This is a genomic window from Flammeovirga sp. MY04 (genome assembly GCF_001682195.2).
Lineage (GTDB): Bacteria > Bacteroidota > Bacteroidia > Cytophagales > Flammeovirgaceae > Flammeovirga > Flammeovirga yaeyamensis.
In genome coordinates this window covers 826,241-850,873 of record NZ_CP003560.2, presented here as the reverse complement: position 1 = coordinate 850,873, position 24,633 = coordinate 826,241, and the positions used below count along the sequence as shown (strand labels likewise).

15 protein-coding genes are annotated in these 24,633 nt (G+C 35.1%); 6 read left to right on the top strand and 9 right to left on the bottom strand.

Going from position 1 to position 24,633, the window contains the following annotated elements:
- Positions 1–489 precede the first annotated feature (489 nt).
- Complete coding sequence (locus tag MY04_RS03370) at positions 490–1,503, top strand: alkane 1-monooxygenase (RefSeq protein WP_066206320.1); 1,014 nt, start codon at positions 490–492, stop codon at positions 1,501–1,503.
- Between the two features lie 28 nt (positions 1,504–1,531).
- On the opposite strand, the gene MY04_RS03365 is transcribed toward MY04_RS03370, so the two are convergent.
- A complete protein-coding gene (locus MY04_RS03365) occupies positions 1,532–3,169 on the bottom strand; it encodes a hypothetical protein (RefSeq protein ID WP_158297541.1) in 1,638 nt (545 codons plus the stop codon).
- 85 nt (positions 3,170–3,254) lie between these two features.
- Between MY04_RS03365 and MY04_RS03360 the strand changes: the two genes are divergently transcribed.
- The 3 genes from MY04_RS03360 (at position 3,255) to MY04_RS03350 (ending at position 7,556) form a co-directional block, all read left to right on the top strand.
- The gene (locus tag MY04_RS03360; RefSeq protein ID WP_066206310.1) at positions 3,255–4,397 is read left to right on the top strand and encodes an acyltransferase family protein; all 1,143 of its coding nucleotides are present in this window, start codon (positions 3,255–3,257) and stop codon (positions 4,395–4,397) included.
- Positions 4,398–4,681: 284 nt separating this feature from the next.
- Positions 4,682–6,268, top strand: a complete 1,587-nt coding sequence (locus MY04_RS03355) for a BCCT family transporter (protein WP_066206308.1) — start codon at positions 4,682–4,684, stop codon at positions 6,266–6,268.
- A gap of 130 nt (positions 6,269–6,398) precedes the next feature.
- Entirely contained in the window at positions 6,399–7,556 is a 1,158-nt protein-coding gene (locus MY04_RS03350) for a hypothetical protein (protein ID WP_066206306.1), read from the top strand.
- Positions 7,557–7,775: 219 nt separating this feature from the next.
- On the opposite strand, the gene MY04_RS03345 is transcribed toward MY04_RS03350, so the two are convergent.
- The 6 genes from MY04_RS03345 to dcm form a co-directional block, all read right to left on the bottom strand.
- On the bottom strand, positions 7,776–8,909 hold the full coding sequence (locus MY04_RS03345; RefSeq protein WP_158297539.1) for a class I SAM-dependent methyltransferase: 1,134 nt from the start codon (positions 8,907–8,909) through the stop codon (positions 7,776–7,778).
- A gap of 72 nt (positions 8,910–8,981) precedes the next feature.
- Complete coding sequence (locus MY04_RS03340) at positions 8,982–10,046, bottom strand: HNH endonuclease domain-containing protein (RefSeq protein WP_066206301.1); 1,065 nt, start codon at positions 10,044–10,046, stop codon at positions 8,982–8,984.
- A gap of 86 nt (positions 10,047–10,132) precedes the next feature.
- Positions 10,133–10,858 (bottom strand): hypothetical protein, encoded by a 726-nt coding sequence (locus tag MY04_RS03335; protein ID WP_066206299.1) that lies wholly within the window; start codon positions 10,856–10,858, stop codon positions 10,133–10,135.
- Positions 10,859–10,876: 18 nt separating this feature from the next.
- Positions 10,877–11,308 carry a very short patch repair endonuclease gene (locus tag MY04_RS03330; protein ID WP_066206296.1) on the bottom strand — a complete coding sequence of 144 codons (432 nt, stop codon included), beginning with the start codon at positions 11,306–11,308 and terminating at the stop codon, positions 10,877–10,879.
- A gap of 17 nt (positions 11,309–11,325) precedes the next feature.
- A complete protein-coding gene (locus MY04_RS03325; RefSeq protein WP_066206294.1) occupies positions 11,326–12,417 on the bottom strand; it encodes an HNH endonuclease in 1,092 nt (363 codons plus the stop codon).
- A 71-nt stretch (positions 12,418–12,488) separates the two neighbouring features.
- Positions 12,489–13,988, bottom strand: a complete 1,500-nt coding sequence (dcm, locus tag MY04_RS03320) for a DNA (cytosine-5-)-methyltransferase (protein ID WP_084005751.1) — start codon at positions 13,986–13,988, stop codon at positions 12,489–12,491.
- 1,171 nt (positions 13,989–15,159) lie between these two features.
- On the opposite strand from dcm, the gene MY04_RS03315 reads away from it, so the two are divergent.
- The gene (locus MY04_RS03315; RefSeq protein WP_066206292.1) at positions 15,160–15,813 is read left to right on the top strand and encodes a hypothetical protein; all 654 of its coding nucleotides are present in this window, start codon (positions 15,160–15,162) and stop codon (positions 15,811–15,813) included.
- Positions 15,814–16,212: 399 nt separating this feature from the next.
- On the opposite strand, the gene MY04_RS03310 is transcribed toward MY04_RS03315, so the two are convergent.
- The gene (locus MY04_RS03310) at positions 16,213–19,215 is read right to left on the bottom strand and encodes a T9SS type A sorting domain-containing protein (protein WP_066206287.1); all 3,003 of its coding nucleotides are present in this window, start codon (positions 19,213–19,215) and stop codon (positions 16,213–16,215) included.
- Positions 19,216–19,784: 569 nt separating this feature from the next.
- Here MY04_RS03310 and MY04_RS03305 point away from each other — a divergent pair.
- Positions 19,785–20,192, top strand: a complete 408-nt coding sequence (locus MY04_RS03305; protein ID WP_066206281.1) for a hypothetical protein — start codon at positions 19,785–19,787, stop codon at positions 20,190–20,192.
- Positions 20,193–20,742: 550 nt separating this feature from the next.
- On the opposite strand, the gene MY04_RS03300 is transcribed toward MY04_RS03305, so the two are convergent.
- Positions 20,743–24,612 carry a T9SS type A sorting domain-containing protein gene (locus MY04_RS03300; protein WP_066206278.1) on the bottom strand — a complete coding sequence of 1,290 codons (3,870 nt, stop codon included), beginning with the start codon at positions 24,610–24,612 and terminating at the stop codon, positions 20,743–20,745.
- Between the last annotated feature and the right edge of the window lie 21 nt (positions 24,613–24,633).

Genomic DNA, 24,633 nt, shown 5'->3' with positions numbered 1-24,633 from the left:
CGGCATCTGTACCTATAAACGTTAGAGGTCTCCTGACCTCGTGGTATACGGTAACAAGGTCGGGAGACCTTGGAAGTTTGTAGGCACAAGAAACGCTAGCGCTTAATTCTTGCGCCAGTTTTACTACACTGGTGCAGATGTTTAGCGATAGCGACATCTGTACCTAAAAACGTTAGAGGTCTCCCGACCTCGTGATATACGGCAACAAGGTCGGGAGACCTTGGAAGTTTGTAGGCACAAGAAACGCTAGCGCTTAATTCTTGCGCCAGTTTTACTACACTGGTGCAGATGTTTAGCGATAACGACATCTGTACCTATAAACGTTAGAGGTCTCCCGACCTCGTGATATACGGCAACAAGGTCGGGAGACCTTGGAAGTTTGTAGGCACAAGAAACGCTAGCGCTTAATTCTTGCGCCAGTGGGAGCCACATTTCAATTCCTAAGTTTTCTTTACTAATTTTGTAGTAACCAATAAATTAACACACATAATGAATACCAAAGAATTAAAATATTTCTCCGCTTACTTGATCCCACTTTTTTGTCTGATTGGCTTCCTTAAAGGAGGTTTCTTCGCTTGGGGAACTGTTATTTTTGCTTTTATCTTCGTTCCTATCTTAGATGCAATACTTCCAACCACAGAAGAAGTAAGTGATTCCAATAATAAAGAATACGCTTTAATTTACGACCTACTTCTCTACTTTAATCTAGTTTGGGTGTATGGATTGGTGGCCTTATCAATTGCTCAATGGGAAGCGACAAATTTCTCTACTTCTGAAAACATCGGGCTTATCATCAGCCTAGGACTTGTATTAGGAACAGCGGGTATTAATGTCGCTCATGAACTAGGGCATCGAAATAAAAAGAGAGAGCAGATCTTTGCACAATTACTCTTACTCCCATCATTTTATATGCACTTCTTTATAGAACACAATCGAGGTCATCATTATCACGTAGCTACCCCTAACGACCCTGCCACGGCTAAAAAGAACGAGTGGCTCTACCTCTTTTGGATGAGAAGTATTATCTTCTCTTATGTTGATGCATGGAAGATTCAACTTCAATTATTGAAGGGGAAATTCTTTACAGTTGAGAATAAAATGCTTTGGTATTCCATCATCTACTTGATGTACATGACTACATTATTTCTCCTATTTAATTCCACCACCGCTGCCTTTGTGATACTTTCTGGCTTTGTAGGAGTACTATTATTAGAGACAATCAACTACGTTGAACATTACGGTTTGCTAAGAAAGAAACTACCTAATGGCCGATACGAAAAAGTACAGGTGTACCACTCTTGGAATGCAAACTATACGTTTGGACGTATCATTTTATTTGAACTTACGAGACATTCCGATCATCATTACAAAGCTTCGAAGAAGTACCATACACTGGAACATCAAAAAAAAGCCCCCGAATTACCTTTTGGATATCCGGCGGCTATTATTTGTGCTTTGTTTCCTCCAATTTGGTTTTGGGTGATGAATAGGCGAATTGTGTAGGGGGGGCGTATGCGATACGCCCGTGCATTTAAAAAGTTGGAGCCATGGTTTGGATATGATGTAAGTTTTGTTGATGCATCATTTGTTGGTGCATAAAATTATTATGCCACATCATCTGTTGGTGCATCATCCAATCCGCATTATTATTGATAAACCAGAATTGTCCTCCGATCAACAATTCAAAAGGTACGATGACCACTAATGGGGAATCTATTTTTTTGTCTTTTGGTCGTAATCTTAACTTCTTTCCTCCTCCATTTAATACATGGGCTTTGATGAATTCGTCTACTTTTACATCAAATTTATCGTTGACTTCATTCAAAAGCTGATACTCCTTTACATAACCTTCAGTATCTATTTTCATGCGGACCAATAATGGTTTGTAAACATCATGGAAAACAAAGAATTGATCTTTTATGTGGCTTTGAAAAAGCCTGTTTATCTTTTTCAGTTTGAAAGGATTTCCAGATTGAACAAAATAAGATTTTAATTCTCCATGGTCGTTGAAAGTAATTGATGTTGGAACACCATTATCTAGCGTAATAAACTTCTTGAGGTTATCAAAAGGATCATAGAAATCGAACGTTCCCGTTTTCTGATCTCCTTGTCCAAAATTGAAAACACACTCTGTATATTCACTACCATATTCAGGTTTGACTTTTTCATTGGTATATGAATACACTAAAAGACCATCTTTATATACTTCCCCTTTCTTCACTTCTCCATCTTCTATCGTTTTTTTAAGGGCTAATTTCCCATTGTAATACATGGTATAGTTACCATGTAGCTCATTCATTTTGGTATTCTTAAAGTCGACTTCATACATTAATTCATCATACAAATTAAAGTACTGCTTAGTATAATAGTCCTGATAAATACCTTTAATTTTTGTGTAATATTTTGCTTTTGATGTATCTCTCGTTTCTATAAAAAACTTATTTAAATAAGTCTTTTCATCCTTACTGAACTTAGAGGTTATCTTTGCAATATTGATTAACCCTGCAATGGATTGATCATTTAATTCGAGATTCTTTTCGTATTCGAATCCTAAAAAAGCAAAGTAATTTACCGCCCCCGTTTCCATGGTTTTTCCTTGAGTGATAACATTATCATACTTCGAGAAAAAATGCTCAATCATTGGTTCGATACTTTTTTTATTTGGGTTAATCTCTTCCCAAGTTTCCTCATCATACTTCTTTGCAATATAGGTCTGATGCATCACCGAACCGTTAAAGTTCATGTTATACACCTTTGCAAAGACAGTACTATCGAACTCTGCAATGTATTGTACAAAAGATTCTCGGTTTCTGGTTCTACCTCTAAAGTGAATATTCTGTGCAACAAAAAAGGAATCCTGCCCTACAGTCACCGCAGAATATCTGCTAGGATAAACGGCTTCAGAAATACCATCAGCTGACTTTTTAGAAATTTTAGCCACAGAGAATTTTGTTAGGGTTTTACGTGGGTTACCTTCTTTGTCATAGACCTTTCCTGGTAAGAATTCTCCTAAATTTTTAGACACCGATGCCGATGAAGAAAAAGAAAGTGGATCATAATACCCATGAATAGGCTGTCCGTATAAATCAAATTGAAGCCCGATTGGCGTTTGTGCATTAGCTGTAAGTCCTACCAATAAAAGTAGAACTAAATAGAGTAGTCGTTTCATGTTTGCTTGATACATTATTAAAAAAGTAATTCAAATATAAAGAAGTTCTTCGATAATCAATAATTCCACCTCTTCTATCAGATTTATGATTACCTTAGTGGTTAGACAACAAGATATTAAAGTAAATATGAAACCGACTAACTACTTAACTTCACTCACTCCTTTAAGAGGAATCGCGGCATTATGGGTTATTATATTCCATATTGATGTAAGCACTTACTACCGAGATCTTGGCAGTTTATTCGATCGCTCTTCTACAGGTATTTTCTCTAAAGGGTACTTGTGGGTGGATTTCTTCTTTTTGTTAAGCGGATTCATCATCTACCATGTCTATGGACAAGAGTTTAAAGAGGGCTTCTCATTTCCTAAGATGAAACGCTTTTTATGGACGCGTTTTAGTCGATTATACCCCCTTCATTTATTTACTTTAATGGTGACCATCATCGGGGCATTAATTTTTGGTCAGCTTTACCCTCAATTGATTGATGGAAGCTGGGAACTCTATTTCTCTCCAAAGGCTTTACTTCCCGAATTCACCATGATGAACGCCATGAACTTCTATCATTTCTTATCTTGGAATATGCCGTCGTGGTCAATTGGAGCAGAGTTTTGGACCTACTTCATCGCCATCTTTATTCTCGGAGCATTGGGAAAACAAACTAAAGTGGGATGGATAATCTCTTCTGTTTTATCATTTAGTCTTTTGGTGATGTTAGTTCATTTCCATCCCAACCATAACTTAGACATCACTTGGGATTTTGGTTGGCTGAGATGCCTATTTCAATTTATCTTAGGTGTCAATATCTATCAATTATTTGATAAGAAAATCGGAGCATCCTTTCTATCAAAAGACATCATATTTATTGTTTTGATGATGAGCATTGGCATTGGTTTTCACTTTATGTGGAACGATTTGATATTCGTTCCTTTATTCGCCTTACTCTTACTTGCAACAGCCTATAACAACAATAAAGTAAGCTCTTTTTTAGAGTCTCCTTCCTTAAAATTCTTAGGTGATATCTCCTACTCACTTTATCTAATGCACGGGTTAGTCTTCTTCTTTTTCTGGTTTCAGTTCCCGATATGGAAAGAGCAATTCGGTTGGGAGACTTTACCCAAGTGGATGCATCTTTTGTATATGATCACTTTCATCGGGATCACCATCTTGATATCGGCTTGGAGTTATAAGTATGTAGAAGTAAAGGGCAGAAAGTGGCTCAGAAAATAAGTGAAGTCGCTTCTGATCCTTATTAATAGCACATCTCTACGATATTATTGCACTATCGTCTTAACAATCCCTATTCAATTCGTTATCCAAGGAATAATCAGTAATTTTGTGATGTAATCAATTTGATATTTTGATTTGCATCTTCTCATGTCCACGTGAATTGTGACATTTCAACTTTGAGCTCACCCCGAGTTTGGTTGTCCTCTCTCCAATTTCCCTCTGTTCGCTTAGAACATCTCAATATCCTAAGGACATCAGTTTCTTAGTCACTTAAAAATAGAAGTATGAGTCGCCACGTTCGTAGTGATCAAAAAACCTTTATGGGTATAAAGGCTAATGCCACTGTATCCCTAACATCAATATTTATTATTTTTGTGCTTGTTGTTAGTACATTAGTCGTCGGCGAACCCATGGAGAAATGGTTCAAAGAAACACAAAATGCAGTAGCCAATAATGTTGGTTGGCTATTTATTTTGCTATTAAACTGTATGCTTTTCTTTGCATTATTCTTAGGCTTTAGCAAGTTCGGGAAAATAAAGATTGGCGGACAAGGTGCAGAGCCTGAATTCTCTCAGACAGCATGGTTTGCCATGTTATTTAGTGCCGGAATGGGAATTGGGTTACTGTTCTGGTCGGTAGCAGAACCCATCTTTCACTTCAATAGTAATCCGTTTATGAAAGATGGAGGATCCCCTGCAGTCGCTGCCGAAAAAGCGATGGGCATTACCTTTTTACACTGGGGAGTACATGCCTGGGCATTATATGCAGTCGTTGGATTAGCTCTTGCTTTCTTTACTTTCAATTTGAAATTACCACTCACCATCCGCTCCATTTTCTTCCCTTTATTAGGAAAAAGAATCTATGGTTTGATGGGAGATATCATCGATATTATTGCGGTTATAGCCACCTTATTTGGTCTAGCTACCTCATTAGGTTTTGGTGTACAACAGGTCAATGCCGGACTTACTTATCTCTTTGGCATTGAAACTTCTAACTCGGTAGAGCTGATTCTTATTGTCATCATTACAGGATTTGCTACGTTATCATTAGTTTTAGGACTTGATAAAGGAATTAGAATGTTAAGCGAATGGAATATTCGTTTGGCATTGGGGTTAATGCTTTTAGTATTATGCATCGGACCTACCCTTTTCATTTTGAAGTCATTCGTTCAAAATATCGGTTACTATATTTATGAATTCTTTGAACTAAGTTTCTGGACCAACTCTTACAAAGGTGTAGCTTCAGAGAAAAACTGGCAAAATTCATGGACAGTCTTCTATTGGGCTTGGTGGATTTCTTGGTCGCCATTCGTAGGTATTTTCATTGCTCGTATTTCCAAAGGACGTACCATCAAAGAGTTTGTTTTAGGAGTATTAATTGTTCCTGCATTATTGACTTTCCTGTGGCTCACGGTATTTGGAGGTAGTGCTTTATATCAAGAATTAATTGGTAACCACAGTATCACCGAAGCGGTAAATAAGAACGTTGCCACTGCTATATTTTATCTATTAGAACAATATCCATTTACCACATTCTCATCTATCCTAACGATCATTTTGGTGACGAGCTTTTTTGTTACCTCATCAGATTCAGGATCGTTCGTGGTCGATACGTTAACTTCGGGAGGTAGACACGATGCTCCCGTAGGACAAAAAATATTCTGGGCCTCAATGGAAGGATTAATTGCAGGTGTTTTATTGATGGGCGGTGGATTAGCTGCCTTACAAACCGCATCCATCCTCACCGGCTTACCATTTGCCATCCTCATTATTATTATGTGTTTCTCTTTCTATAAAGCGTTAAGTGATTATTACGACGAGCATTTTAAATCACATAGAGAAGTTCACAGAAGAGAGAAAAAGAAAAAATAATTCAGGATTAAGGATGTATCATCATTCAATAAATCCCTGTATCAAAAGCCCAGGAATTCATTCCTGGGATATTGATACGAAAAAAAATACTTGATACTCATCAATTCATTTTCGCACGCATTATTCCATCATGAAAAAATATTTACTACTATCTTTCTTATTTCTCCTCTCAACCCCTTTATTTTCCCAAGACAAACCCGAATTTCATTTCGGAGGAGCGCTAAGGTTTAACTACAATTATTCCACTTGGAAAGAAGGACACCAACAAAGAGGTGGAGATTTCGGTTACGATATGTTCTCTCTCCAGCCCACATTGAAATATAAAGGCATCGGACTAAAAACCGATATTAGAATTTATTCTGAAGCCTTCGGAGGATATTTCATGAAATTCGGTTGGTTTGATTACAATTTCACCGACGAAAATCAGATCCAGTTAGGTTTAACACAAGTGCCTTTTGGTATCACCACCTTTAACTCACATAACTGGTTCTTCAGTTTAAATTATTATTTAGGGCTTGAAGATGATCATGATATGGGCGGTAAATTCACCCACTCAGGTGAGGGTTGGGAATACAGCATCGCCTTCTTCAAAAACGCAGAGGAACTTTCGTTCGGCAGCTACTCGGATGCATCAAATAGTCGTTATTCTTATGATGTCGGCTCCATAGACGAAAATGGCGATGGCACACTTCAATATCGAAACAAGGAAACGAATCAGTTTAACGTCAACCTTCTCAAAAAACTAAAAACCGGTGAGATGGCGCATAAACTAGGTATCTCCGGTATGTTTGGTGGATTATACAACCTCGATACCGAAAAAATGGGTAAGCATTATGCTGCCGCCCTACATTATGAATTCGATATCAAAAAATGGAATTTAAAAGCGCAGGCTTCCTACTATAAAAAAGACGCCCATGCTCCCGATGGCGAAAGAAAGGATGTCGTGGCACTTACTGCTTACGGTGCTCCCTACCTTGTCGCCGCTGAGGCCATGACGTACACACTTGGCGTAAGTTTCACCCAACCCGTCGAATGGGGACCTGTCAGCTCCCTCATGTTCTACAACGACTTTGGATACATGGACAAAACAGAAGAATCCTTCTACGATTCCTACCAAAACGTGACGGGCTGCATGATCACCGCCGGACCGATGTATATCTATGTGGATGGAGCTCTGGGAAAAAACCAGCCTTGGCTTGGGCCGAACTACAACACCGCTCTGGCCTATGGAGATGAAGATGCGGACTGGCACTTGCGCTTCAACATAAACTTTGGGCTGTATTTTTAGGATCAAAGAAGAAGTGGTTTGAAAAGAAGGTCAAGGATGGGCGAATCGCATTCGCCCGCTTATTTGTGCATGCTCCCATCTTTCTTAAAAGCAGCTCTCCCCATTTTTGTTTCCCCTTTTCTTTTACCTCAACCCTTTAATTTTGTAGTGAAAGGCTCTTTTATTTTGTTTAGATGTGGGCGAATGCGATTCGCCCTTACGGGGCTTTATTTAGAGAAGCTATTTTTTATAGTTCGAGGGGTTATTATTTATATAGGCTATTGTATTTTTTAGATGATCTTGATCTCGTATGATGATATCATAAAAATTTCGTTGCCATAGAGATTTATTCTTATCGTACCCCATTGCCCATGCCTGCTTTGTCGTTGCTCCTTTGAACCCTCTGATTATCGCAGGTATATCTTCTGAAGGAGATAGGCTTTTTCTGTCCTCAAGTGATAATTTTCTTGCAGGATGTTTTATAATTATGATGCCATGAAAATGATTAGGCATGATAATAAAAGCTTCCAATTTGATATTATCTCTGATATTATCGGAATTCAACCACTCCCTTTTCACCATCTCTCCCAAAGGATTTAGATGCATCTCACCATTTATTATCCTCCCAAAAACACTTTTAAATTGATAAACATTAATCGTTATAAAATACACCCCCTCCTGCGCATAATCATACTTCCTCAACCGCAAACTATTCTTCCTCTCATACAAATTCGTATTCTGCTTCGGAATAAAACATTGACTTCTCTCCTCACCCAAAACCTCCTTCAAAAGCGCAATTGCCTTATCTGTACGAGCATTCACCGCCTCCTTCTTCTGATATTGTACTTTGTTATTTTTCCATATAGCAGCCACGCTTATGGTCTCTGCAATCAACCACGAATCTGATGGCTTGGTATATTCGTAAATTTCACAATGTTCTGTCCTCAAAAAGCTGGTGAAGGGTAATACCACATTACACTGATAAGTTGGCTTCTGATGATATTTATGTATCCTCACACCAGGTCGAAAAACATCTCTTCTCACCGTAAAATACGCTTTCCCACCCTGCTTTAATAACAAAGAAACCTCCGCTAACACTTTTGACTGATCGGCCTTCTCCAAGACGTTCAAAACATAATGACATAGAATGGTATCATATTTCTTTTGAGGGAATTGAGGGTGATGGTATTTATCGTACTTATCGACACAATAACCCGATTTTTGAAGCTCAAGAGTATCTCTACCATGACCACAGCCAAAATCTAAAATATCTTTGTTTAAGCGACCTCTTTGCATTAAAATCCTCGTCGGATACGACATTTTATCCCGCTGAATCGCCGTTAACTCGGGATAATGAGTAATAGTTTTGTTCATGATGAATCGTTGTAGCAATGTTAATTTCATCATGAAGTTAAAAAAAGGATGGGGAAATTCCGCCATCCTTGGTTATTTTTTTATGTATCTCCAATCCTTTTGAAAACCCATATTCATTGCTATTTCAAAAAGTGGGTTATACACTTTCTTATATATGCTGATAAAATTATCTAGATCTATATTCAGAAGATCTTCCTGACTTAAGGAAAACACAGTATAATAATCCTCTAAAACTTTATTTTGTTTTTTCTTGTGAAGTAAAAATCGAGTTAGATCATATTGCATTGATATAAATGGGATATTATATCCATCACTTGGCAAAATATTGTTTTTAGCACTATTTACTGACTTTTCTATTGGATGTAAATTCCATATCTGGTCATGTGTTACAAAACTCCATGGCAAATAATGATCTACACTTAAGTCATGAATAAGCGATAATTCTACATTAGAAAAAATTGTTTTTTTTGTAGGATAATCAATAATAAATTCTTTCCAAATTTTAGTCTGAGTCGTTAAGTTTCGAGTTTGAGGTTTAAACAGTTTATTGATGATTCCCGGAACATTTGGATTTCTTTGTTGCAGATATTGTAGTAAATGAAACAAAGTATAATTCTCGATAAAAACCCTATCTGTTGTTATCCAGTTCTTGAAACTTTCAGAAAGAGTGATCTCTTTATTGACAATATCAATAGTATAAGGTAAATCTGTAGCTCGATATTGATTTTCAAGAATATGTTTGTGTCTATGATGATCTTTCACCCCTCTAAAATCAAACCACGGACTTAAAAAACGATAAGGTACATAGGTACAAATCAAATGAATAAACTCTTTCATTTCATTATCATTTGATCTACTTTTTAGAAATGCCTTTAAGTCCTTTTCTTTAATATCATCTGCTAATCCATATATCTGTTTAATCTCTAGAATGATTTTCTCGTATTGGTCTGTTTTCCCAAAGTTTAATCGGAAATAATTAATGGGATACCACACCAAACATATGATTTCAATTGCCAGATCCTCAAATTTTATTTTACCATTATAAAATTCGTTTGAGCAATTTATTAGACTTAAACACCAATAAAACTTATAACTGTTGGTTACTTTGGTAAATGTATTTTGAAATCTGTTTTTCATCGTATCATTAATTAATAAAATCTTTGAAAGTATCACAAACTCTAGCTATAAACTTCTTCTATTAAATCATTTTCTGATTTTGAAGTTTAATTTAATCTATTCCATTTCAAACATTCATTATAAAATCCGTTCAACTCTTCTTTTAGATCACCTTCTTCAAATTGATCAATCCAATCTTCATAAGTTAAGATTCTTATATTACAACGGTCAACTCTATCAAGAAGAATTGTATCTTCTTTTACCTCAGAAATTTGAAACCTATTCCGTATCTGAGATTTAATTACTTCTTTATCTAATTGATCTTTTATCTTATGATGAATAACCATTGCCTCAGGAGCAGTTACTATAAAGAAATTCTCTATTTCTGGATGTTGACAATTATGTGCAATACAAGCTATATTTCTACTCGCCTGATTATAATTTGAAGCATTTGTTGTTCCCTTGCTTAAATTACTTTTCATTTTTGCTTCAATAATTCCAAAAATTGAAGCTCCATCTTCAACTTTTATCTCACCCCTTGTTTCATAATCGATTTTAAAATCACCCATTGCCATATCAGCATGTGTATATCCTTCACGATTTTTATCCACATTGATAAAAGGACTAGAAATCAAACCTTCAGATGTGGCATTTTTGATTTTACCAAAATCAATTAGGCCTTCAATATTTAAATTTTCTTGCATTGAATAGTGAACTAAGAATCTAGTCATCCACCCTTCATTGTATATTTCTGTTGGGTTGATAAATGGAACATTTGATTTTGTTGAAATGGAATTAATTGAGGTGGTGAATAGTTGGAGTAGGTTTTTCATTTTAATTGTTTAGTTTGTTTAAGGCTTAATTTCGCTTAAAAGTAATAATAAATTCTTTAAAGTTTCTTCTCTCTTATCTTTCAAATCACACTCCCAAATTGTAATTACATTCCATCCTTTTTCATTCAGTTTGTGTGTATTTAGTATATCGTTTGCTTTATTTCTACTAATTTTCCATTTCCAAAAATCAACATTTGTTTTAGGCAACCTGTAATACTTACAGCCTTTGTGTCCATGCCAAAAGCAACCATTGACATTAATAACAGACTTATACTTAGCTAAAACTACATCTGGTTTACCCGGTAATATCTCTTTTTTATACTTCCCATGTAAACGAAAACGAATCCCCTGCCCATGTAAATACCTTCTCAATATTATTTCAGGTTTAGTGTCCTTACTCTTTATTTGAGACATGTTGTAGGAGCGTTGGGATTCGTTAAGTGTGCACATATTATCAAATAAATGCCTTAAAATTTAAAAATTACATCTCTATGAAATGTTAAATATTCTTCTCTCCCCTCAATGGGTAAATGGTTTACCATCATATTTTGTTGTAATGATAATCTATTAGAATTTTCTAGAGACAAGTGTGGAGATATTATCAATCTTTTGTCCTCCCTAAATGATATATAACCTTTGTCAAAGAGTTTATCATATGTAGGTGTAAACAAAAATCCATTTTTATGGTCAATTCTTTCTATATTGTTTGAAGTACTCCATGGTTTAATATGGCTTGCTATTAATAGATTAACATCATTTACGCTTGTTATTGGACAAAATGGAATTTCTTCAATTAAACTCCTTCTAAACACCCCTTGGCCAATCCTTGCTTTAACGATTTGAAGCTTCTCAGTCTGAGAAAACTCATCTGAAACTTCTAATTCATTTAGCACTTGTTTTTCCTCTTCAGTAATATTTTGAATTAAATCATTTGGGTTATGACTTGAAAATGAGTTTTCAACATTAAATAAATCAAAGAAATACTCTTTATTTTCACTATCTCTATTTATATCAACATTTATGAATTCAGATAATTGGTCATAATCAAATCCTGTTTTCAAGCCTATAATATCATTATTTATCTTTAAAATTGGAGAATGAATAAAAGAATTTTTTAAAATATCTTTATTCCCAATTTCAAAACCAAAAAGCTCATTTATTGTTTCGTCCCATAGTATATTAGAACCATTTTCAGCAAGCATTCTACAAATTTCAGCATGAATAGAAAATGGAGTAAGACTACTTGGCAGACTACTTGTGTAAGGATTGGGGACAGTATAATGAATGATCCAATTTTTTAAATATTTCTCTAATTCTTCCTGTGAAGGAGAAGATCTAAACTTAGGAAAATAATGTCCATCAGTTTCATGATACAATCCTAATTGACATGCCAATTGATAAGGAGTTCTGTAAAAAGATGCTCTAAAATGATTTGTTGAACTATCATTTACAATGGTTCTAGCTTCATCTATGGTTAATTCAACTTTGGGTAAAATGTCAATTAAAATTCTTACATTATTGATATAAGGATTTCTCCACCTGCAAATTGCATCTGCCATAATATTTGTTTTTTAGTTTACTTTTTAAAAGTAAAAAAGGTTTTCTTAATAGAAAACCTTTTTTAATAATATTATTTTTTTGCTATTGTTGTTATATCTATTTCTTTCAAAATTGCTATTAAAACATCAACTACTATACTATTCCCAGCTTGCCTATATAATTGTGTATCGCTAACTACTTGCTTGAAATCATCTCTAAAACCCATTAATCGTAAACATTCAGTGGGTGTTAATTTTCGAATACGACCTTTGTTGTGAGTGACATAATTATCAACTCCTGCACGATGCATTTTATGCATAGATTGTAATAAAGGTCTTGCTACTTCGAGGTCTGTTTTAATATTTGTTTTAAAATTCTTTGTACCTGTTGAGAGAACATAATTCTTCACTTTATCAGACAAATAATATTTTTCTTCTACCTCATTAACATTAAATATAAATTCATCGTATTCTTGATTTTCTTTATCTTCAAATATAAAATCTCCATGCCAGTTAAACTGTTGATTTGCTTTTTGACACAAAGCTATTTCACCATTGATTTGAGTATATCTCTTTTTCCTATTTTTTGTACTAGTAACAAATTTAACACCTTTCTCTTTTAAATAGTATTTACTATCAGTATAGTCTTCAAGAAAATCCTGCATTTTATATTCTAGTTTTATAGAAGTTGGAAATTTAAAAACTGCCTTTTTATCTTTAAATCCAACAACAAAGATTCTTTCCCTATGTTGAGGAATACCATAATTTTTAGCATTTAGTACTTGATAGTAATATTTATACCCTAATTCATTAAAGGTTGCTTTAATAGTTTCAAATGTATTTCCTTTATCATGGTTAATCAGGCCTTTAACATTTTCAAAAATAAAAACTTTAGGCTGAGTTTCTTTTACAATACGAGCAAACTCATAAAAAAGAGTTCCCCTTGTATCTTCAAAACCTTTTCTTTTACCAACCATTGAAAAAGACTGACATGGACTTCCACCTACCAACAAATCAATTTTTCCTTTATATTTAGTTCCATCAACATCTTGAACATCATTATACCAATTTTCTTCACTAATCTGATAATTTGCAAAATAGCTTTGTTTTACAAATTTATCAATATCACTTGCAAATACGATTTCTGTATCAATTTTTAACCTTCTTAATGCATACTCAATAGCTCCGATACCAGAAAAAAGGGTCGCTACTTTTATTTTAGCATCTGGAAATGAAACCTCTTTGTCAACCCATGACTCTTTATTTTCAAAGGTAAACTCCAACTGGTTTTCCCCATCATTGAGTATGTTCTTTAATTCTTCTTTTGAAATATCTAACACAGTATTATAATCTGGATAATCTTCTAACAAATTAATAACTTTTGATGATAGATAATTATTTATCATTATACTTTCATCAATTGATAGTACCTTCGCTAATATTGGTATTAAGTTTTTGGATATACACCGTTCTCCTCTTTCAATTTTACCTAAGGTAGAAATATCTATCTTCAAAGTAGTTGCTACCTCTCTTAAGGGCAACCCCATTTCAATACGTTTATTTTTTATATAATTACCAAATAAATCTTCCATACATATATTTTTGGACAAAAATAGTCCAAAAATATGGAATATATATCAACTGGGTTCTAAATTTATTTAAAATAATGATTAATCCAATTTTTGGATTAATCAACGCATTATTAATATATATCAAGAAAAAATTTTTATTTAAACAATAGTTTATATTAAATGAATTATTTTCAAAGAACAAGTTATTGGTGATGAACGTAAAATAGATACGTTCATGAATTTATTTTTGAATATAAATAATCATCACAATCTCAAAAATGGAAGAAGTTATCTTCAGTGATTTCAACAAAGGTTAATTTTTCCATTTTGTTGTTTAGTTTAAATTATCAAGTGAATTAAAGTGGCTCGTGGACGTAGCAATGCAACGTCGGTACAAAAGGTCCATTTCTTAAATAGTTTCTAATTATAAGATTGAATACTTTTTTATTTACCTAGCCATAAATCTATTTTAATGATGATCCATTATATATGAATGGACATTTTTTTATCTGATGGTAAAGTTGTAGTATACTTGTGCAGCCTAACTGCACTTTAAATAATTCTATTTTTTTGATTGTATCGTAAATGAAAGGACGATGAACGTATCAGTGATACGTTGAAGAAAAAAACTACTAATCATTTGCATTTATTCACAATAGCTATTAAACTTGCATCACATTGTTAACCAACAGTGTACCTAACTTGAAAAAGTTAGGGTATAGTTTAATTTTTTTAGAACTGCTAAGCTATTCTCTCTTACTGCAACGATGATTCACTCTTCACTATTAACGATTTATATCTCTCAAATGAAGAATGTATTTAGAAAAGAAAGAATTTGATCTATTGAGATTGGGTTTCAGGTATTGAATTGTATTTTTCAAAGGTATCAAATAGGAATTTGCCCTATCCGAGTCAGTTTTTGTGCAATTTCGCTGCCTTTTTGTCCAATTCGAGTCGGTTTTTGGGGTATTCGGGTCGGAATTCATGGTATTCGGGTCGGTCGACGTCCAATAACGTCTTAGATTCATCCAATTCGCCTCGGTTTTTGAGGTATTCGGGTCGGTTTTTGTCCTATTTCATTGCCTTTTTGTACAATTCGGGTCGGAATTCATGCTTCAAGATGACTAAAAGAAACGATTCTTCTTTTCAAATCACAGTACAACAGAAACAGCTTAACTAACTATTTAATCTCATGCAATTAAGCAAATTAAGTGAGGCACAACTTTTAGACCGTGCACAAATTATCTACACCAACGCCGTTACTGTAGAGTCTATCCGCAAAGAATTGGAACTTTCTGGCTATGATGCCAAAAAAATTGAGGAAGGCAAGACTTTCTTCGAGGAAGCAAGTAGCATCAAAAAAGAAAATGATCAGAAAGATCTTGAGGTGAAACAATTATCGGAAGAGTACAAAATGAAAAGTACCCAACTGAGCGATACCTACAAAGCACATCGTGATGCATTAAAGCGTATGTTCAAAAACGAGGCAACCACCTACAAAGCTTTGGGTTTAGATGTAGCCATGAAAACAAAATCAATCGACTTCATCAATGAAACAGATAAACTATATTCTGCTTTATTGGCTAACGAAGATGTACTAGAAAAAATCAAGATGATTCGCCTTAATGCAGACATCATCAACGAAACAAAAACATTGATCAACGAAGTTGCGTTGCTAAGATCTCGTGTCTTCCAATTGAAAGCCGAAGCTCAAAATCTTACGCAAACCAAAAAAGAAAAAATCAACAGCCTAAAGGAGAAGATGAATGAGATTATTCTTGTGGCTGAGATGGCGTTGAAAGGTCAGGACCAGATGTTGGAGGCGTTTGGGGTTGTTGTTAGGTAGTAGGTAGCAGGTAGCAGGTAGCAGGTAGCAGGTAGCAGGTAGCAGGTAGCAGGTAGCAAAGTTAACGCTCGGTTTTAATTAATAACTAATAGGGAATAACTAAGGAAAATAACTTTGTTGATGAATATGAACCAAATTCGAATATCATTACTTCTCCGTCTTCAACGAGTCGGCCTTGGCCACTCGGTACACGGATCGGATACTCATCTGCTACCTGCTACCTATAAAACAGGTCCGTGTACGAGTGACTGAAATCGACTCGCTGAGGAAAGTAGCCTTAGATGATTCATCCAAAGCTTTAAATCTAGCGCGAGTTTCCGAACTAGTGCCCGCGTTATGAGGAGCGTAAATTCAGTACCTACTACCTACTACCTACTACCTGCTACCTATTCTCACCTACTACCTATTCTTCACCACCCTTACAGCTTTCCCCAATCTCGTCTTAAACACAAAAACTCCATTTTCTAACAATGCTGCATCAAACGTTATTTTATTTTCCGAAGATGAGATTTCAACAACAGATTCCGTCACCTCCCTGCCCATCATATCAAATAGTTGGAAGGAGTCGATATCGTTGCTTTCTATGGTCAATTGATGTTGGAAAGGATTAGGATAAGCGTATAAGTAAATATCGTTATCGTTGGATTGAAGACGGATGGATGGGAAGATTTCCTCGGTGCCATCAAAGTCTATTTGTTTTAGTTGGTAGAAGACTGTTTCGGTTGTGGGTGCATCATCAAAGAATTTGTAATGAAGGAGGGTTTGGCTGTTTCCGGCTCCTTTCACTTCGCCTATCTCCTGCCAATTTCTTCTGTCTGTACTTTTACTCAGTATAAAGCGGTCGTTATTAATTTCAGTGGCTGTCGACCAACTTAGTTTAACGCTATTGTTTTCTTTTGATGCTCGGAAATCGATTAACTCTACTGGTAAATCGTTGGATGGATCTGCGGTAACGAAAGTGATGTAATTTTCTCCATCCTCTAGGTTGGAAAGGGTTAAGCTTGAGGTTACACGTTGTGCTGCTTCGTCTCCCGATAGCTCTGCATTTCCGTAATTTACCCATTCCCCACTCACGTATCGCCCTACTCCCAAAGTGGTATAATCTCCGATATCGGAACAGCCGTCCCATGTAATATCCACATGTACGGCATGACTTTGTGTGTTTGTAAGCTTCCAATATTCGCAAGTCGACACATTTTCGATGCCCAATTCTTTATCTTCTAATCCTGATGAACCTGAGTAATATTCTGCTGTAAATCTGGAGTTACTTGTTGGTGGAGCGCTAATACCAATGGGATGAAGTGCCGTAGCATCACCTAATGGAAAGGTAAACGCATCCAACCCTACTTTCGTAAACGGACCTACCACATGAGAAGTCGCTGAAACATTGGCGATCACTCCTCCATTGCTCAACTCAAGCGTATTGAAAATATCGGTGTTGACCAACCCCTTAGTGAAATCTATTTGATACCTTACTATGGTCGGCACACTAACAGTAAGCTCTCCATCGGTGTTGACAATCAGACTAGATATACGCGCAGAAGAACTACCACTTAAATCGATTATACTTTGGTTGGAAGTCCCGTTAAATTCTACGACTCCGCTTACCCCTCTCGCCAATTCAACCACCGAGGTAGTGTTTAAATACACATCCCCTTTATATTCCGTTTTCGATACCGAAGTCTCCTCAATTGTCCCCGTAGAAGTCGTCTGATAGGTCACGTCCTTATGATAAATATTCCCGTTATTGTTCCCCGTTCTAAAAATTCCCGTCCCCGAATTAATTATCGATGTATTTTCGTAAAACTGATTATTCCCTGCTGAGTTTTGGTTATTACTCCCCGACTGAGTGATACTTGTTTCACCGTAAAAGTGATTGTCTGATATTAGTATTTCAGGAGCCTCTAAAGTGATGTTTCCATTAAAAGTCGAAGCCGCCACCGTCAACAAAGCATTTGATATTGACAATTGCTGTGCAGTAGTCCCATTCTGAGTGAGGTTATTAATAGTAAGATCTGTTTGATAGTTGTTCGGATCGTTATCTTTAATTTGAATCACCTTAGTATCTGCCAAAGTGGAAGTTCCCCCTTGTGCCCCAAAACGGATATAATCGCTACTTGTCGATGTATTTTCCAATATCACATTACCGTTAAAAGCAACCGTCGTCCCCGAGTTTTTACTCACCTCAATCCATGAGCTATTCGCTGATGCATTATTGATCAAATGAACATCACCATTAAAGATAAACTGACCAGATTCTGCAACAACCACCTCCGATTTAGTATTCACTGCATTGTTGGTAATACTTACCGCTTGATGAAAAGTAGCATCTCCACTCTTCCCCAAAACAATTAGATTCTGATTCGCCGTAGACGTATTCCGTATATCCGAAGTTCCGAAGACAAAGGCCTCTCCTTTATCGGGAAACCTCACTTCTTTTTTTGTCCCTGTCAACCCATCGTTTTCTATCAATAAGTTGCCATTGACCGTGATTTTTGATTTTGCATTTCCACTCAAATAGATCAACGACTGATCTGAAGTAGCCGAATTACGAACTGTCAAATTTTGATCGATAGTGATTTGTCCGTTTACCGGAAATTTGATCAACTCATCATCGGCCGAACTTTGTGTTTCGAGAATCACATTTCCCTCAATAGTAAACTTAGCATCAATATTATTTACCGATAACAAACTACTTGATACCGCCCCACTCGTAGTACTGAGATAGGTGAGATCACCTTTAATTGTTGTTGTTCCCACTTTCACTAACATGATCGTCCCCGAACCATTGTTCTCAATCCTCACATCACCCTCAAATAGATTGGTTTGATTACTTGCGATTTCCCAATAACCAGAAGAATTATGTATAAAAGTCGCATTTTTCTTAAACGTACTCGACCCATTCGAATGCGGATTAACAGGCACTCCGGTAAGCGTAAAACTCACCGTCTCCCCAAACGTAGTACTTGAATAATATATTTTACCACTACTCGCTACCACATCAACATTTATGGATGTATTTCTAAATAATAAATCTCTGTCAGCATCATTTACTACCAAAGAACCATTATCTAATGTCCCCCCTAAAATCTGCGTATCCCCAGCTCCAGATACAGTTAAAGTGAACCCGTTAAAATCAATCGTCCCCGTATAATTGGCATCTATCGATACACTTGACACCTCATAATTGGCATCAAGAATGACATCTGCTAACCCTTTATTATCAAAAAAGATATCGTCTAAAGCACTCGGTACAGAGAATCCCCCCGATCCTCCAGAGACGTCCGACCAATTGTTCACATCATTCCACGTAGATGTCCCCGAACCAATCCAATATCGGTTATCAGCATTAGTAGTAGTGATGAGAAGTAAACTAAAAAGAATTGTAATTAATTTATCCATGTGTGTCTGGTTGAAGTAATAATACTTTTCAATTATACCCCATTTTGGACTTTAGAAACTTTGGAATTCTAAATGAAAAGAAAAAAGAATAGGTAGTAGGTGTTGAATTCTCTAGATATACTTTCTTGCACGAGGCGACTTCAGTCACCCATGGATTTTAGGTAGTAGGTAGCAGGTAGCAGGTGCTGAATTTACGCTCCTCATGACGTGGCACGAGTTCGGAAACTCGCGTTAGATATAGGGTGTAACCCTTCTAAAGAATCTATAATAATCCTTAACTTCAAATCAGAAGTACTTCTTCACTAAAGTTAGGTTCATCTCATCTTCGCCAAGGAGGGGTGCAACCCCTCCGAATGCATCAAGAAATAATACAACACCTTACTAAATAAGCGTTCTTAACTATTCCGTAAGGACGTTGCACTGCAACGTCCCTACACATCCCCCTAACATCTCACGTTTTTCATTTTTAACTTTTTATTTTTCATTTCCAAAGTTTCTTAATAACTTATAACTGAATCAATTATCTTCATCGGATATGCGTTTGTATTTGTGAACCATAAGAAAAACGTATGAAACTAATTCAACTATTTGCTTTACTGTTATTTGTAGGTTTGGGAGTTTCTTCTCAAGCACAAACAAGGTTTAAAATCTCGGAGATGGAAGCTTATCCTCGTTTAACGGAGATCGAAAAAGCTCATTTTGCTGGATTGGAAGTAGACGCAATTGTGAATAAAGATAATATCGAGTTGAGTTTCATGACGGGTGGAGATGATAAAAATCCGTTTATCAATACGTATGACTTTAGAGAAAAAATTCAAGGAGAAAAGATATATACTGAAAATACTTCCGATGGTCACGTTATGGTGATGATCACTTACAAGAAGGGCTTATTCGAGAAAGATGAGCTGACCATGCGACAGTTTAGTCCGAATGGCGATTGTATCGGGTCTTTTGTATTTAAGGAAGAAAGAAATTAGACAATTAATTCACACAACAATTACGGAGGTTGTTTCATATTTTATGAAATCAACCTTTTTTTATGAATGAAAAGTTAAAAATGAAAAATGAAAAACGTGAAATGTTAGGGGTAACGTGTAAGTAAGGCGTGAAAGAGGTTCGTGTTCGAGTGACTGAAGTCGACTCGCTGAGGAAAGTGGATATCGAAAAATCAGAGTAACTTTTCGCTTTTTAGTTATTCCCTACTACTTATTAGTTACTCATATTCTATTTCCAGAGTACTGAATTCAACATTTAATGAAGGAGTTTTTGAGAATTCAATCTCGCATTTTCCTTTTACTTCTTACCTCTTACTTTTTTTAAACATATTACCTAAAAAACGAGGTCGGGAGACCTCTAACGTTTATAGGCACAGATGCCGCTTCGCTTAACATCTGCGCCAGTGTTGACAACGAACCACCTCCACGTAATCCTCAACATTTCACGTTTTTCATTTTTAACTTTTCATTTTTAACTTTTTATTTTTCATTTTTCATTTTTCATTTTTCATTTTTCATTTTTCATTTAAAATTACTCTTTGATAATTTTATAGGTTTCACTTCCAATTTTTAGTAAGTAAATTCCTTTTTGTAAAGAAGAAATATCTACGCTTTGTTTGAAGTTTTCGATTTCAAATTCTTTTAAAAGTTGTCCTTGTAGATTGATGAGTTGGGCTGATGCACCCAATGTTTTTGTCTTGATGTAGACTGTGTTGTTACTAGGATTCGGGTAGACTTGGATTTTGTTTAGGTTGGTTTCTAATGAGGTTACTGTTGAGAAGATTACCTTAATGCTGCTTCTATCGATAATGTCTTCCATTAAGTATTCGTCAACTGTTCCAATAGATTCTCCATCTATAAGTACATCTAAAATTTCTCCACCGTTTACAGGGGTAAAAGTGAATAACTGACTTGATCCGTGATCTACCTCTGGATTCATAGGTTCTATAGATCCATCTCCATTTACTTCTGTTGATACCTGGTATTTCACCCAAGATATATCGGCACTGATGTGATAGTTTTCATCAAATTTTTGCCATGCGGTATATATTGTACCATCAAAATCAATTTCATTATCATTTATACTTAATGAATTCATGATTCGATAAGGTACTGTTTTAACCTTCATGCCAGTAGGTACATTTTTATAGTATCTTCCTACAATTGGTCTAATTATAAGCTCTTTTTCATCAGTTGATATTGTAACATACTGTTCTCTTATTACGGGGCGGAATTCAAATTGACTATCAATGTCATCCTCAATGATAAAGAGATTATCAAAATCCCAATTTGGGAAATTTGTTTTATCTGCAAACTGATCTCTAGTTAGTCCTACAGCATTACCACCTCCACTTGATACTCCCGCATTGTCAGAATCATAATAGTTATTGGAAAATTCATTAAATCCTTTTTCAATTCCAATAAATGCTTTTTTATTTGTGTCATCCTCTGTATTAATACGTCCAGAGGCATAGGAGTTGTTGATTTGCATATTATGTATTGAGGCTGCAAGACCTCCACAATAACTACCACCTGATATTGAAACATTGGTTCTATTGTAAGACAACTGCGATGATCCAGTACTACCTACTAAACCTCCAATATAGGATGTATTGCTAGATATTGAAGTTAATTCACCGGTAACGCTACAACCATAAATGTGAACATTAATGTTTGTGGTACCTGCTATTCCTCCTAAATTCATAATATCTCCTTTAAAAGAAATATTCTTAAGATGTATATTTTCCATTCTACCACTATTTTTTAGATGTTGGACCAGGCCAGCAGTTAGCATATCTCTATGAATCTGTAAATCAGAAATTGTATAACCTTGTCCATTAAATTCACCACCAAATTCGGCTCTAGGATTGAATCCTTTGCCATCATCTATTGTTTTTGAAGCACTTGCATCGATGTCATTCGTTAATACAAAGGACGAATACGTGAGTGCTTCTATATTAGAAAATGCCACCAACTGTTCGAAAGTACTTATTTGATATGGATTAGTCGTACTACCATCTCCTTCATCAAAGACTTCATAATCTTCAATTAAAACGGCATTAAAAACGTTAGCTGTAGTTTCATCAATAGTTATTGATAAAGGATTTTCAGAACTAAATCTTTCTCCATTCACTAACCAATAATCTAATTTATATCCAATGATCAGTTCAACAGATAAATTCACTGTATCTCCAATTTTATAGCCTTTACTTTTGGTAAGGTTAGTTACTAAATTGTCCCCTTGTAAAATATTTACAGCAATATAATGTTCCGCAGTAGCACTTTGAAGACTTAATAATTCATCGGTTTCGTTATAAACACCACTTTTAATATGCCATATATTTTCTAAATCAAAATTTAAGAAGTTGTTTTCATCTCCAAAAAATGAGGTTTCTTTCCCTTTTTCTTGATCATTTAATTGGTTAAGTTCCATTCCAATTTTTGTGTTATCAAAATATGATTCTTCAGCCGTATTATTTTGATTAGTAGTAGTAATTCCTGCAGCATTTATTTTTCCTTCAGTAAGTGTACTTTCTATAGAACCATAACTAATGAGATTTGATAAAGTAGAATTGTATGAATACCCAATACTACCGCCTACATAATTTTCTCCCTTTACTTTTACATTTGTAACACAATTTTCAATAATTGTTCTATATGCATTACCTATTAATCCCCCTACATAATTATGAGCAGTTACCATTCCTTCGACTGAGCAATTTTTTACATTGCCATATTGAAAATACCCGGCAATTAAACCTGCATTTGTCCTTGTTGTCTCTAGATTTCCTTCTATATGAACATTATCAATCACCCCTGAATTAAAATCAGTAAGGATACCTACATAAGGACCATCAGTATTTATATTTCCTTCTGCGTTTTTCAACTTTAGGTTTCTTATTAATCCATAATTAAACTTCACAACCCCACCTTTTTTTAATATTAGATTATGGATAGTGTGTCCTTGACCATCTAAAAATTTCAGATTTTCAATAGGAATGAAACCCTCGTCTTTATTATTTAGGTTATCTGCATCTATATCGTTATTTATAATAAAATAAGTATCCTTTTGTAAATTTTTATTGAATGCAATTTGTTGAAGTTGATTGATATCAGTTATTTGATATGGGTCGTCTGACGTTCCTTTTCCACCACTAAAAACAGGGTTATATTCAAAATCTACAATGATCATTGTATTCTGACCTTTCTTTGCTGTAATCGATATTTCGTTTGTTTCAAAAGTCTCTCCATCAATTATTAATCGTTTGAATTGAATTCCACTTCCAAAATTAAGTTTAGCTTTCATTTCTTCATTCAAGCCATAATTTTTAAATCCTTCTACAGAAAGTAGTACTCCTTTATCGAAATCATTCTGAAATTCAAATTTGAACGGTTTGAAGTATTCATTTGAATAAGGCTGAGTGGTAGTGCTAATTTCGGAAACCGTTGTTAATTGGTTATTTTCTAAAAAGTTAGATGAATAATTTGATGAATTTCCCAGTTGTTCTGTGGTTAAGTTGGTAACCCCTTTCACTGTGCTTGTAAAACCGCTACTTTGAGAATCATTATACGATTCATCAAAAACCTGATCCAATTCTTGTTGTAAGAAATCATTTTCACTTCCATTATTTGTTATTTTTCCGCTATTAAAGAAGTATAAAATTTTAAAATCTTTATTCCTAACTTGATCAATATGACCAACAAAGGGACCTACAAAATCATTTCCGGAAACATCACCATAATTTTTATCATTAATATGAAAAACTTGTAGTTTTTTACTTCCGACGTTATGGAGGTAAGCAATTCTTCCAACGATTCCTCCTACATATTCATCACCATTTACTTGAGCTGCATTAATTAATGCACTGGACTGAAATTCTGATACATCACCAATGATCCCTCCAACGTGGTTGGTTCCTGTTACTTTCCCACTTACAAATATATTTGACATTTGTGTAAGATTATTACTCCCTGCTGCTCCACCTACATATACATTACCTGTTATATCTACATTAATTAATTGCAGATTTCGTACATGTTCCACTATATATCGTCCGATAAAACCTACATCATTTTCATCCGGTCGGTTGATAAATAAATTGGAAATGCTGTAATTCAAACCATCAAATGATGATACCTTTTCCACCGGCTTAAATCCTTTCCCATCATTCCAAGTTTTTGTTTCTGAAGCGTCAATATCTGCCTTTAATACAAAATGTCCTTCATAAGGTTGAAAAAAATAAAAATCTTCAGACATCCATCGTAAATGACTTAAAGTTTTTATTTCATATGGTGAAATTGCCGTTCCTTCACCTTCGGGTTTTTCACTTGTCGTTTGGGCATTTACATGATTGAAAAATACAATACATGAAATTACTAATACAATTGATTTAAAGTTCATTTTTAAAAATAGTTTTCTTTA

Bases quoted from the DNA above. Each gene is read 5' to 3' on its own strand.
- MY04_RS03360 (WP_066206310.1), top strand. From the start codon at position 3,255: ATGATTACCTTAGTGGTTAGACAACAAGATATTAAAGTAAATATGAAA.
- MY04_RS03350 (WP_066206306.1), top strand. From the start codon at position 6,399: ATGAAAAAATATTTACTACTATCTTTCTTATTTCTCCTCTCAACCCCT.
- MY04_RS03335 (WP_066206299.1), bottom strand. From the start codon at position 10,858: ATGAAAAACCTACTCCAACTATTCACCACCTCAATTAATTCCATTTCA.
- MY04_RS03330 (WP_066206296.1), bottom strand. From the start codon at position 11,308: ATGTGCACACTTAACGAATCCCAACGCTCCTACAACATGTCTCAAATA.
- dcm (WP_084005751.1), bottom strand. From the start codon at position 13,988: ATGGAAGATTTATTTGGTAATTATATAAAAAATAAACGTATTGAAATG.
- MY04_RS03355 (WP_066206308.1), top strand. From the start codon at position 4,682: ATGAGTCGCCACGTTCGTAGTGATCAAAAAACCTTTATGGGTATAAAG.
- MY04_RS03325 (WP_066206294.1), bottom strand. From the start codon at position 12,417: ATGGCAGATGCAATTTGCAGGTGGAGAAATCCTTATATCAATAATGTA.
- MY04_RS03370 (WP_066206320.1), top strand. From the start codon at position 490: ATGAATACCAAAGAATTAAAATATTTCTCCGCTTACTTGATCCCACTT.
- MY04_RS03315 (WP_066206292.1), top strand. From the start codon at position 15,160: ATGCAATTAAGCAAATTAAGTGAGGCACAACTTTTAGACCGTGCACAA.
- MY04_RS03340 (WP_066206301.1), bottom strand. From the start codon at position 10,046: ATGAAAAACAGATTTCAAAATACATTTACCAAAGTAACCAACAGTTAT.
- MY04_RS03365 (WP_158297541.1), bottom strand. From the start codon at position 3,169: ATGAAACGACTACTCTATTTAGTTCTACTTTTATTGGTAGGACTTACA.
- MY04_RS03300 (WP_066206278.1), bottom strand. From the start codon at position 24,612: ATGAACTTTAAATCAATTGTATTAGTAATTTCATGTATTGTATTTTTC.
- MY04_RS03310 (WP_066206287.1), bottom strand. From the start codon at position 19,215: ATGGATAAATTAATTACAATTCTTTTTAGTTTACTTCTCATCACTACT.
- MY04_RS03305 (WP_066206281.1), top strand. From the start codon at position 19,785: ATGAAACTAATTCAACTATTTGCTTTACTGTTATTTGTAGGTTTGGGA.
- MY04_RS03345 (WP_158297539.1), bottom strand. From the start codon at position 8,909: ATGAACAAAACTATTACTCATTATCCCGAGTTAACGGCGATTCAGCGG.